Here is a 12,771-nt window from a genome sequence, read left to right as displayed (position 1 = left end):
ATCCCCATCCCCAGAATGTGGGCACTGGTGCCCCTTCCGCAGTCATTTCGGTTGGGGCAACCGACAATAATGACAATATCGCCAGTTTCTCTTCCCGTGGTCCGACAAGGGTTTGGGATACCGTTCCACCCTGGTATGACTATTCACCTTACTTAGTGGACCCAGATGTCTGTGCCCCGGGTGTTGATATCCTTTCCACCTATTATTCCAGTGACCAGAGTTATACCCAGATGTCTGGAACTTCCATGGCAACACCCCATGTGGCTGGACTTTGCGCCTTAATGCTTTCCAAGAATCCCTATTTAACCCCGAGGCAGATTGATTCCATCATTGAACGCCACGCGGTTGTTGATTTGGGTGCTCCTGGTAAAGATACGGTCTTCGGCTCCGGAAGGATTAATTGTAGTTTGGCGGTTGCCTTCACTCCACCACCCACCGGTGTTAGATATTATAAACACACAATCCTTGATACTCCACCATTGGGCAATGGTGATGGTATCTTAAATCCCGGTGAATCCTGCGAGATGCCAACCTGGCTTAAAAACCTTTGCAGTTATCCGGCTCAAGGCGTTAGGGGAATATTAAGAAGAACTTTTGCCGACCCCAATGTAACCATCTCCGATACCGTGAAATACTTCGGCACCATCCAGCCCGGAGATTCCGCTTGGACCGGAAATAATGGGTTTAATATCTCAGTAGCAGTTGCCTGCACCAACGGTTATCTCTTGCCTTTAGAGTTAGTAGTTAAAGATACAACCGAATCAACCTGGGTCGCTGGTTTGGGAATTAGGGTTGGTGCCCCAGTTCTTACCCCCTATGGTATCATTGCTTATGATTCCCCACCCGGTGGCAACGGCAATGGGAAACTTGACCCCGGAGAAGTTGCTTCCATTGCCATTGGTATTAAGAATATCGGTATTGGCAATGGCTATAATGTCTATGCGGTCTTAAAATCCGGCGACCCAAGATTTATTGTTCTTGACTCCTTTGGTCTCTATGATACAGTATATCACGACTCAACAAAGTTCAACACGGTTGATAAGTTCCGGGTTAACGCTACTTCCGCCATCCCCAGAGAGTTTCCGGTTCCTTGCACCTTAAAGATTTACGGTCTTAATTATAGTGCGGTCCGAGCCTTTAATATCATCGTCGGGGAAATTACAGCAGTTGACCCAATCCCGGATGGACCAAGAACTCCTGCCCGCTATTACGCCTATGATGATATTGACACCTTCTATCTGGAAGCGCCAAGATTTAATTGGATTGAGTTGCGAAACCGGGGAACCCAATTACCGATCACCTCTGATGACCAGACAATAAGAATTCCTTTGCCCTTTGTCTTTAAGTATTACGGGATGAGATATACCGACTCTTTATCGGTCTGTGGCAACGGTTGGATTTCCCCAATTAGAACCACCTCCACCGTTTATACCAACCAACCCTTACCAGACCCAACATCCAGTAATCCGAGTGCGATGATTTGTCCGGTCTGGGATGACCTATACCCACCCGTTGGCAACAGAATCTGGTATTTATACGAACCTGATTCCCATCGTTTCATCTTAGAATGGGATTCGGTCCATTACTTCTCCGCCCGCGAGCAATGGGATAAGTTTCAGATTATCGTCTACGACACAACTAATCAGACCTACACCGGTGATAACGAGTTTATCTTCCAGTATCTTACCGCCAATAACTACGGTTCAATCACCATCGGCATTGAAGATGAAACCAACCAGATTGGCATCAATGCCTTGTATAATGGAACCTATCACCGCGCCTGTGCCCCGGTTGTTCCGGGAAGAGCGATAAAGTTCACAACCGATACGATTGCTATGCGTGTGGGTATGGAAGAAGTGAAATTGGAGAAGGTCTCCCGAATGAGGTTACCAACGGTCAATCGGAAAAATGTGGAATTAATCTTAAATCTCACCGGCAATAAGCCAGTAAGAATCTCCATCTACGACGTCACCGGCCGAGAAGTGAAGAATTTCTCCATCAACCCACCAATTGAAAGACTGACCTGGGACGGAAAAGATACGAAGGGAACCCCGGTAAGCGAAGGTATTTATCTCATCCGCCTGGCAACAGAAGAAGGAAGCGAAATCCGAAAGGTCGTCTATCTGAAATAGAAGAAAAAGGGGAGGGAGATAAACTCTCCCTCCCCAAAATAAAAATAAGGAGGTTTTATGCGTTACCTTTTGATTTTTCTTTTTGTCCCCTTCGCCTTTTCTTTATCTTCCATCCTCCTCTCACCGATTCCTAATGGCTATATCTTAGAGGTGAAAAATGAGGAGTTAAGAATGGAAGAGGTAAAGGTTGGGGATGAAACCTATACCATAGTCTCCTTGCCCGGAGAAGAAGGAACAACTTCTGAGGTTGGCAAACCCCAACTACCAAAAATCGCTCGCGCCTTAGGCATACCGGATAATGGGGAAGTGAGCATAGAAATTTTAGATTTTCAAAAGAAAGTCTATGATAATATCCTCTTGTATCCTTTCCAACCACCAACCACTGATGAGAGAGAAAGAGAAGAATTTATTATTGACCGGAATTTTTACGAGACCGCGGAAGTCTATCCAAAAGAGAAAACATCTATTGCAAGAAAAGCCTGGTGGCGCGAAGTTTATTTAGTCAATTTTGACATTATTCCATTTGCCTATAACCCAAAGGAAAAAAGGCTCATCTTCTATAATTATCTAAAAGTGAAAATCTCTTATACCGGCTCTTTTAGGGAAAAGAGGATAGAACCCTGGCTCGCCGGTATCTACAAGCGATTTTTATTAAACTATGAATTCTATCCCTTCCGAGTGGAATATAATCTCTCTCCCGGTGTTCGGTATTTAGTGATTGCCCATTCCGATTTTGCTTCCTATCTTGACAGTCTCGTCAATTGGCATCAGAAAAGGGGAATTGAGACCAGAGTGATTAGTAAATCTTCCTTCACCGCCCAAGAGATTAAAGATTCCATTCTGGCGGAATATAACCGTTCCTCCCCTCCGGTTTTAAGGTGGGTCTTATTGGTTGGTGATGTTGACCGGATGCCCCCTTCCTATGCCTATGGCTCCTTTCCTTCTGATTATTGGTATAGTGATTTAATTGGTAACGATTTATACGGCGAGGTTGGAATTGGTCGCATCTCGGTTGCCAATGTGACCGAACTTCAGAACTTCATCCGAAAAACTCTAAAATACGAAAGGAACCCATTATTGGGGGAATGGCTCACCAAATCAAGTTTGGTTGCCCATCGGGAAAACTATCCTGGGAAATACTCCGCCTGTAAAAGGGGAATCTATAACCACACCTACCCCTATTACCGCTTCACGATGGATACGATAATGGGTCAATACTTAGGAAATGCTGCGGTGGCAGCGGCGATTAACGAAGGGAGAAATGTTGTCAACTACCGGGGTCACGGCGATTACCAAGAATGGTGGGATTGGGGGACAACTGGTTCCTGGACCAATACCGATATCAATAATCTAAACAATGGTGATAAGACGCCAATTGTTTTTAATGTCGCCTGCGAGTGTCATGATATCGCCTACTCTGCAGTCTGTTTAGGGGAAGCCTGGATTAGAAAATATCCGGGTGGTGCGGTTGCATCTTTGGGTGCCTCTGACCCATCCTACACTATTCCCAATCACGGATTTGATTCAATGCTCTATCGCTGTTTGGGTGATACGATAAGCATTCCCACACCCGCCCGGACTTATAAAGCACCGATGTGGGATTTGGGTTGGCTTTTGCTCTTTGGGGATGCCCATTTCGTTTTAAGACACGGTGGTAGTGGTGGTCCAGAAAATGCCCAGATGTATCTGTGGCTTGCCGATCCGGCATTACAAGTTTGGACCGGAGTTCCGGAGACCCCAACTGTCCAATATCCCGGTTCTGTTCCCCTTGGACCTTACACGATGCGGATAACCGTAAGAAAATCCGGTAATCCTTGCCAAGATGCCTTAGTCTGCCTCTGGAAACGGAATGAGTTTTATACCTATGGTTATACTAATGAAAATGGGTATGTTGACTTAAACATCAATGCCCAAACCCCCGGAGAATTTTCGGTTACGGTTACCGGGCACGAAATCCTTCCCTTTGAAGGAACTTGTATTGCCCGAACTGGTAATACCCCTTATGTCATCTATCTCAAACATATAATTGACGATGCCCCACCGGGAGGTAATGGTGATGGTATTGTCAATCCGGGGGAAAGTATCAATTTACCGCTCTGGGTGAAAAATTATGGCTCGGTTATCGGAAATAATGTTCGGGGCAAATTGAGGACCAATGACCCCTTGATTAATATCACCGACTCCTTAAAGAACTTTGGCAACATCCCGGCAAACGATTCCGCCTTTACCGGTTCCAATGGTTATAAATTTACCGTCTCCCCTTCCTGCACCAATCGGTATTCATTAAGATTCAACTTAGAAACAAGGGATGCTAATGATTCGGTCTGGAATTCGGAATTCGCCATTACGGTTGGCACACCGGTCTTTTTCTATTCTGGTCTGAGGGTGATTGATTCCATTGGCAACAATAACCGGAGACTGGACCCCAACGAAAGGGCTTATCTTGTTGTCCGGATTAAAAACGAGGGACTCGGCCATGGTTATAATGTCCAAGGAAAACTCTATTCCCTTGACTCTCGGCTTTTGGTTGAAGACTCATTTGGTTATTACGGCTTCATCCCCAGGGATTCAATTATTGGCAATGAAGGGGATAGATTTTTGGTCCATGCCTTAAATGTGCCACCGGAGTTCCCTATTCCCTGCTCCCTTGTGCTTTTTGCCGAGGGCGGTTATCTGAAAGGGATAAGGTTTAATATCGTCGTTGGTGAATTGAGGAATACCGACCCAACTCCCGATGATACCGCCTCACCCTGGTATTCCGCCTTTGAAGATGTTGATAGCGCCTATCCACCAAGACCAACCTATTCTTGGATTGAACTGCGAAACCGGGGAACCCAATTACCAATCACCTCTGATGACCAGACGATAAGAATTCCTTTACCCTTTGTCTTTAAGTACTACGGGATGAGATATACCGATTCTTTATCGGTCTGCAGTAACGGTTGGGTTTCGCCAATTAGAACCACATCCACAGTTTATACCAATTACCCCTTACCCGACCCAACCTCCACTAATCCCAGTGCGATGATTTGTCCCAATTGGGATGATTTATACCCACCTTATGGCAATCGCATCTGGTATCTATACCAACCCGATTCCCACCGCTTCATTATTGAATGGGATTCGGTCCATTACTTCTCCCCCAATACCTTATGGGATAAGTTTGAGATTATCATCTATGATACGACAATTCCCACACCCACCGGAGAAAATATCATCCTCTTCCAGTATTACTCCGCCAATAACTACAGTTCTAACACCGTCGGTATTGAAGACCACACCAATACCCGTGGTATCTGCCTCCTTTGCAATGGTACTTACCACCGCACCGCCACCCCGATTGTTCCCGGCCGGGCAATCAAATTCTCTACCGAGCCTTGGGTAAGTATTGCCGAAAAGCCTTTACCGGATTTGACCAAGAAATCTTTTGCTTCCTATCCCAACCCCTTCCGGAATGAGAATAAAATCTCCTTCTCCTTAAAGAAAGAAGGGAGATGTGAGATCTTAATCTATGATGCCGCCGGAAAACTGATTCGGGAACTTCTCAATACCAACTTAAAACCCGGCACCTACACCTTCGTTTGGGATGGGCAAGACAATCGCCAGAAAAAAGTGAGTAAGGGGATATATTTCTACAAGGTGAAGACTCCGGAAAAGACTTTAACCCTAAAAACGATCCTTACGGAATAGGCTACTCTTCGTATCTCGCCCCAGAATTTTCGTTCTCCCAGACTTCACAGGCTTTTATCGGATACTTCTCTTTTATCTTATAAAAAAGCCAATGGGCGATATTCTCCGCCGTCGGATTAAAAGAGAAAAACTCATTTAAGTTCTTATGGTCCGGGAGGATGGCTTTTAAGTAATCTCTTATCTCCCTAAAATCATAAAGATAACCCTTATTGGGCAATTTCTCCACCTCAATTTCAACTAAAACTTGATAGTTATGGCCATGGAGCGATTCACACTTTCCGTGATAGTCTTTTAAGGCATGAGCCGCGGAAAAATCTTCTTTTATTTTCAAAAGATACATCGCCAATTGTAAGAGAAAAGAAAGAGAAGTCAAATCAAAAACCGAATACCTCACTACCCATCCCTCTCTCTCCAAAATTAGCCTAAGGATTAGGCAGAAGATGGGACCTCTTCTTAGACAATTTCTTAGACCGGAGATTGGAGATGAAACTACTCCTTTTTCCCGCAAAGAAATTAGGAAGCGAATTGGACCTTTCCCTAATAAGGAAATTAGTCCCTAAGGGACGGCGGGAAAGGTGGATAAAAGGTGGGAGGGGAGGTGGTAAGGGAGGCGGTGGTAGGGCTCACCTCAAATTCACCCCAAAGTAAGTAAGTTATTGAAAATAAAAAACTTAAAATCAAGGGCTGGCGGATTCATAGGCGACTTTTATGCCGCCGGAATAATTCAAGGACTTGATCTTTCCCTTAATTTTTCTATAATTAGTAATGACAAAAAAACAAATTTCCGAAGTTTTCGCTGGTCTTATCCTTATCTCCCTGGGTCTTCTCTTTTTCCTTTCCGCCAATAACCTTATCACCGAATGGTGGAGGTACTTTCTCCTCTCTCTGGGCGGAATTTTTATCTTAGATGCCTTTCTGCGCCATCTCGCCCTAAAAGAGAAATTTTTTGGCGGCCGGTTCGTTGCCGGCATAATTATTTTGGCAATCGGACTCTTCTCCCTTTTCCAATTCCAAAACCTATGGCCCCTCATTTTAATCATTATTGGTCTGGCGATTATTTTGAAAGGACTTTTTGGTGGCAAACCAGCCCAAACTTGATTTGGGAGGAAAAATGAGAAAAATTTTAATTCTCTCTTTTCTTCTCTCTTTTCCCCTCTTCTCTTTGACACCCTTAGAAAGAGATGAAGTTATTTTTACCGGCAGGGGGAAAATTGAAAATGGACAATTTCGTTTTTCCTTTTCTCTACCGAAATTAAAAAACTCCCTCCATCTCACCTTAAAAGGTCTCTCCCAATGCCAGGTCTTCTTAAACCAAAAGGAGATTGGTTCTTTTGCCAAGCAAAATTTCACCACGATTGATTTAACGGAAAAGAAGGATTGGCTAAAAAGGAAAAATGAGATTTTAATCCAATCAACCGAAGAAGGGAAAGATTTTTCCTTCTCCCTTTGGCAATCAGACTACCGTTGGTATTTTGGCACCTTCCACATCCACACCACCTATTCTGATGGGCGCTATTCCGTCTCCCGGATTCTCAATATGGTCAATAGCGAAGGTGGCAATTTCTGTGCCATCACTGACCACGATACCTTGGGTCAATGTTATGATACCGCCTTCCACCGCACCGGCAACTGCCAACCGATAAGGGGAACCGAATGGACAACCGATTCCGGTCATGCCAATATCTTAGGACCAGAAGGGAGAAACTCTTTTACCAAAAGGTCTGTGCACCAGATGATTGATGATGCCACCTATCGGGGTGGCTTAGTCCAAATCAACCATCCCTGCGATGACGAGTTGGGAATGGGTTGGGACCATTACCCTTATTTAGACCCGGGAATTGATGTCATTGAAATTTTTAACGGACCAACTTGGTTTCCTCAAAGAAGAAAGAGTGATGCGGAAGCGGTAAGTTGGTGGCACCAACTATTAACCCAAGGAAAAAGGATCGCCGCCGCCGGTAATTCCGATTATCACGGCAATATGCCCTATGAAGACCCCTTAGGCAGTCATTCCGCGGTCTATGCCTCATCCGACCATCCGGATACCCTTTTGCGGGCATTAAAACTTGGCCGGGTGATGGCTTGCGATGAGATGGATGACTCACGGCTTTACCTCTACGCCGATACCAATAACAATAACATTATGGATTTGATTATGGGCGAAAATATCCCAATTCTCTCCGGCAGCAAACTAATTAAGTTCCGTTTGGAAGTTGATGATGCGGATGCCTTAGACCAGGTTAAGGTCTATTCCAAAGCCGGTGAGATTTATAGTTATACCCTGCCTACGGGTGGCGATTACGAATACGAATGGGAAGAAACATTTAGTAATCTTGATACCAACTTCTTCCGGGTCTCCCTCTTTTCCTGGAATGGTGATTACGAATATTGCACCAACCCCATTTATATCAACTATCCGGAATATGAGTTTGGTCCTCTTTCTTTTCTCACCCAACCCTTAAATCTGCCAGATACTGTTTACCTCAACGAAGAAGAGAGCCTCTCTTTTTCTCTTCGGAATAATGGTTTAGTCTCACCCTATCGGTTTGGTTTACTGGTGGCGGTGGAGACGAGCGACTTTAATTTTTCCGACTGGCAGAGGCAAGGACCGGGGATTGGTGAAGTTCGGCATATTCCAAACCTTTCCGGTTACGAAATCTTAGAATGGCGAGGTGGTTATCCCTATTCGGTTCGGCTCTCCCCCCAAAACCAATTTCCCTACTGGTTAAAACTAAGACCAAAGGAAGAAGGTTGGCAGAGGATATTCTATCGCAGTTGGGCGGATGACCGACTGTTCACTATTGAGAAAGACCCAAAGACCGGATTTTTGGGTCCGGATGGCGAATTCTGGAGATTTGACTCTGTCTTTGTTCGCTCTTTAACCACTATCTCCCAACCAAAACTAAAAGAAAAAATTGAGTTCACCTTGGGACCAAATCCCGCTCGCGAAGCGATAAGAATTCGGATTTTATCTCCCCAAAATTTATTAAAAATCTCCATTATGATTTACGATGCCAAAGGCAGTCTCATCAAAACCTATTCCCAGAAAGAACCGGAGTCCGAAATAAAATTAAAAGGGATGAAAGATGGTATCTACTTTTTGGTGCTAAAAACTGATAAAGAAAAGGTCATCCGAAAGGTAGTAGTTAGCCATTGAGAATCTACACCTTAGGCACCAGCAAGCGGAGCCCAGAAGAGTTTAGAGAAATTCTTAAAAAATATAAGATAGAAGTCATCTTTGATGTCCGGCGCTTTCCGACCTCCCAGTTTGCACATTTCCAAAAAGATAACTTAAAGAAAATCTGTGAAGAATATGGAATAGAATATTGCCACCTTGGAGAGGAATTGGGCGGTTACCGAAAGGGTGGCTACCAAGAATATACTAAGACGAAGGAATTCAAGAGCGGTTTAGAAAAAATAAAGGTAAAGGCAAAGGATAAAATAACCTGCATCCTTTGTGCGGAGAAAATCCCTTTTCGTTGCCACCGTCGTTTCATCACCCAAGAATTAGAAAAAGAAGGGATAGAAATTATCCATATCCTGGAAATTGATAAAACCATTCCCAAAATGGCTTTTGCCATCGGCTTGGGTGGAGCAGGAGAGAATGTAGTTAAAACTCTTCGGAAAAATTTCTCCGAATGAGTTGGCCAAACATTATTTTGCATTGTATCTTCCTTTCGGCAAAGACTCCTATTTTCCTCTCTACCTTCTCAACCCAAAAACTTTTTTTCATTGTGAAATTTCGTCCCAAAGGGGCGGGGGAAGCAATCTTTGGAGTTAAGTCGTAAGACTTTTATCTAAAATAAAAACGCCCCCGGAAATTCCGGGGGCGTCTCCTCTTATCCTTTGGGCTACTTCACAACGATTAACTTCCTCTCTTCTTTGTAGCCCTTGGACTCAAACCGTAAGAGATAGATTCCCACCGGTAGTTTCTTGATCGTAAACTCACCCTTATCGCTCTTACCAGAATAGACAAGTTCACCAAGGGAATTATAGATTTTGAGACTCGCGGTTGCTCTCTTCGTTAAGTGATAAGAGACGGTAAATGGTGTCTTTGTCGGTGAATTAAACCGCAGGGTAACCTTATTTTCCGTTAAGTTTAGAGCAACACTTCTTTCCACAATCTCGGGCATTAAGAAGATATCGCCTTCGGTATATTTCCAAATGGAAGTTGTATTATTCCCTTTCAATGCCCAGATATCCGTGCCAAAGGTAGCAAGCGCACCACCACCCTTCACCCGCTTTCTCTCTTCCGCCCGCGGAATCGTATCCTTCGGATACCAGGAATCGTCTTCTGGATTGTACATCCAGAACTCACCCGTATTGCCACCCTTAAAGGCATAAATTTTATTATCCTTTAAGGCCAAAGCCGCACCTTCCTTCACCTTCTTCTTCCGATTCACCTGCGGATGATACAATGGCATCGGTCGCAAACTATCCCAAGAATTAGTTCCCGGATTATAGCGATAGAAGTTATTGTAGGTATTCCCTAAGAGATAAATCTGGTCGTTATAGGCAACAAGACAAGAGCCATCCTTAAACCCTTTTGTTCTCGGTGGTGAGGTCATCGTCTCCCAACTTCTTTCCGAGATATTGAACCGATAGAACTCTGTGGTATTGGAACCCTTTAAGAGATAGATATAACCAGAGAGATAGCAAACACCCGTTCCACCCTTCAATCCCTTCTCTCCAAGAACCGATGGCAATTCCAACCAAATCGTCTCACCCCTTTCGGTATCATAACGGAAGAACTCCTTGGTATTGGCACCCTTAAAGATATAGAGATAACGACCATCAGAAACTATCCCCGAACCCTTCTTCACCTTCTTTCCAGAAGCACCCGGAGGAACCGAATCCTCATAATCCGCCAGATTAGAACCCGGTAGATACTTATACATACTCCGGGTATTATTACCCTTTAAGATGTAGAGATAATTACCGCATTTTGTCATGCCACCACCAGACTTGATTCGCTTATTCTCAGGAGTCATTGGCACATTAGCAACCAGTTGCCAACCAACATAGGGCGATTGCACTCTAACCGTTCCCCTTAAAGTATCGTTCGCCCGGTATTCATCATTGACGAGACCAGTATAAGTTATCGTTGTGTAATCGCCAACGGTGGCAATCCAACTGGGGAAGGTAATAAGTCTAGCGCGGCCAGAAGGTAAATCGCTCACCAATGTAGATTCCAAGTAAACAGGTTGGGCACCGGAGTTAATCTTAAAGAAGGCGTAGAAGGAGACAAGCCGATTGCCGAAGTTATAAACCGAACAGGCTGGTGCCACATTACCCGGTTGAATTATACCAACTGGGGAGACAATCCGAATCGGACCGACATCGTAGTTATACCGGATAACTGTGAAGGGCTCTTCTAAGGTATCATTCGCGGGATTCACATCACCGGTCAGAGCGGTATTACAAACTCCATTGTAGGAACCACTCAAAGCCAGCCAGGGGCTAAATGTCAATTCCCGGGTGGTATTGGGAGCGAGATTTTCCACAAGAAGGGAATCGGTATAAATTTGGTCGGTTGCCGAAAAGATCCGGAAATAGGTCTTAAAGGTCTCGGGATTATCACCAAAGTTATGAACCTTAACCCTTGGTTCTACTTGGGTTCCCGGTTGGATTGTTCCTGTCGGATAGATGATTTCAATCACACCGACATCTTTAGCAAAGTGGGAGACCGAGAAGGTAGCACTCGCGGTATCATTTTCGGGATTCTCATCTACTGCCAGGTAAGTAGAGCAGCGCTCGGTATAATCACCAGGGATCGCGAGCCAGGAAGCGAAAGTAACCTCTTTCTCTTCTCGCGGACCTAAGTTAAGAATCTCAACCGAATCGGAATAAATCTGGTCAAGAGCCGCAAAGATTTTGAAGAAGGACTTAAAGGATGCCTCTTGGACATTACCAAAGTTCTTTACCCTCACCCGCGGACGGATATTGCTCGGTGGCACATTGCCTACAGGATAAATTATGGAGACTACACCCACATCCCGAACAATCTCCGAGACCACTTCACAAGTACCGGTTGCAGTATCATTACTTGGATTCTGGTCAGTTGTTAGTTCACTCCAAGCGATTGTGTTATAAATACCAGTTGTGGTTGGTGTCCAGTCAGCGAATTCCACCGTATCCGTCGCTCCCACTGATAAGGTTACATTCTGGGTATCGGCATAGACCAAACCACCATCATAAATCTGGAAAATCACCGGGAAGTTTTCATTGCTATTGCCATAGTTTTTCACCTCTGCCTTCGGCGTAATTGGGAAACCAACACCAATCTCACCGGTTGGGGCAAGGATTGCGGAAACACCGACATCATGGCCAATAACCTCAAAAGCCGCGGTTGCGGTATCGTTCGTTGGGTCAGAGTCTTCCGACAGTAACGACCAAGAAATTCCCTGATAGGCACCAGAAACCGCATTCCAACTTGGGAAAGAAACTAAGGTTGATTCTCCGGGTTGAATAAGGTCGGTCACCCGAACCGTCTCCGCGTATAATTGATCTCTCAGATATTCAATGGTGAAGACGCAGTCAAAATCCGATTCGGCAAATGTGCCGTAGTTTTTCACATACACCTGTGGGGTAGTTGGTCCCGGAGGGATCTGTCCCACCGGATTACTAATTGCACAGACACCAACATCATGGGCCGGTGCTCGCACCCAGATTTCTCTTGTCTTTTCATCATTTGCCGGATTGACATCTTCAATAAATTCGGTTCGGGATAAAGCAATGTAATGTCCGGTATCGCTCACGGTCCAATCCGGAAATTCCAAGGTATCAACCTGTCCTGGGGTTAGACTAATAAAAGTAGTCTCCGCATAGACCAGTTGGGTAGATTTGGTGATATGATAAATAACTCGGAAATTATCGGCATTGGTTGTTCCGTAATTAGCAACTTCACTACTGGGTGTGAAGGTTCCTGGTAGAACAACCGCTGGTGGCG

The 12,771-nt window shown here is 44.8% G+C and carries 8 protein-coding genes; 6 read left to right on the top strand and 2 right to left on the bottom strand.

Annotated features, from left to right (window positions below; genetic code table 11):
- Both ABIL00_07495 and ABIL00_07490 read left to right on the top strand, forming a co-directional pair.
- On the top strand, nucleotides 1–2,132 hold a 2,132-nt coding region (locus ABIL00_07495), incomplete at its 5' end, for a S8 family peptidase (protein MEO0110601.1).
- A 57-nt stretch (nucleotides 2,133–2,189) separates the two neighbouring features.
- Nucleotides 2,190–5,822 carry a C25 family cysteine peptidase gene (locus ABIL00_07490; protein ID MEO0110600.1) on the top strand — a complete coding sequence of 1,211 codons (3,633 nt, stop codon included), beginning with the start codon at nucleotides 2,190–2,192 and terminating at the stop codon, nucleotides 5,820–5,822.
- 1 nt (nucleotide 5,823) lies between these two features.
- Here the strand turns inward: ABIL00_07490 and ABIL00_07485 are convergent, their stop codons facing one another.
- Nucleotides 5,824–6,216, bottom strand: coding sequence for a 6-carboxytetrahydropterin synthase (locus ABIL00_07485; protein ID MEO0110599.1), 393 nt, complete (start codon nucleotides 6,214–6,216; stop codon nucleotides 5,824–5,826).
- A gap of 89 nt (nucleotides 6,217–6,305) precedes the next feature.
- Here ABIL00_07485 and ABIL00_07480 point away from each other — a divergent pair, with 89 nt between their 5' ends.
- The 4 genes from ABIL00_07480 to ABIL00_07465 all read left to right on the top strand — a co-directional run bounded on the left by ABIL00_07480 (nucleotide 6,306) and on the right by ABIL00_07465 (nucleotide 9,464).
- Nucleotides 6,306–6,470 carry a hypothetical protein gene (locus tag ABIL00_07480; protein MEO0110598.1) on the top strand — a complete coding sequence of 55 codons (165 nt, stop codon included), beginning with the start codon at nucleotides 6,306–6,308 and terminating at the stop codon, nucleotides 6,468–6,470.
- A 117-nt stretch (nucleotides 6,471–6,587) separates the two neighbouring features.
- Nucleotides 6,588–6,920, top strand: coding sequence for a hypothetical protein (locus ABIL00_07475; GenBank protein MEO0110597.1), 333 nt, complete (start codon nucleotides 6,588–6,590; stop codon nucleotides 6,918–6,920).
- 13 nt (nucleotides 6,921–6,933) lie between these two features.
- Nucleotides 6,934–8,979: a CehA/McbA family metallohydrolase gene (locus ABIL00_07470; protein MEO0110596.1), complete on the top strand. Its 2,046-nt coding sequence runs from the start codon at nucleotides 6,934–6,936 to the stop codon at nucleotides 8,977–8,979.
- A complete protein-coding gene (locus ABIL00_07465) occupies nucleotides 8,976–9,464 on the top strand; it encodes a DUF488 domain-containing protein (protein ID MEO0110595.1) in 489 nt (162 codons plus the stop codon). The genes ABIL00_07470 and ABIL00_07465 overlap by 4 nt, the downstream gene beginning before the upstream one ends.
- A 209-nt stretch (nucleotides 9,465–9,673) precedes the next feature.
- Here ABIL00_07465 and ABIL00_07460 read toward each other — a convergent pair.
- On the bottom strand, nucleotides 9,674–12,771 hold a 3,098-nt coding region (locus ABIL00_07460; protein ID MEO0110594.1), incomplete at its 5' end, for a T9SS type A sorting domain-containing protein.

It is taken from the genome of candidate division WOR-3 bacterium, assembly GCA_039801905.1.
Classification (GTDB): domain Bacteria; phylum Hydrothermota; class Tepidihabitantia; order Tepidihabitantales; family JBDRVQ01; genus JBDRVQ01.
This window is presented reverse-complemented; position numbering and strand designations above follow the sequence as displayed.

Bases quoted from the DNA above. Each gene is read 5' to 3' on its own strand.
- ABIL00_07480 (MEO0110598.1), top strand. From the start codon at position 6,306: ATGAAACTACTCCTTTTTCCCGCAAAGAAATTAGGAAGCGAATTGGAC.
- ABIL00_07490 (MEO0110600.1), top strand. From the start codon at position 2,190: ATGCGTTACCTTTTGATTTTTCTTTTTGTCCCCTTCGCCTTTTCTTTA.
- ABIL00_07470 (MEO0110596.1), top strand. From the start codon at position 6,934: ATGAGAAAAATTTTAATTCTCTCTTTTCTTCTCTCTTTTCCCCTCTTC.
- ABIL00_07475 (MEO0110597.1), top strand. From the start codon at position 6,588: ATGACAAAAAAACAAATTTCCGAAGTTTTCGCTGGTCTTATCCTTATC.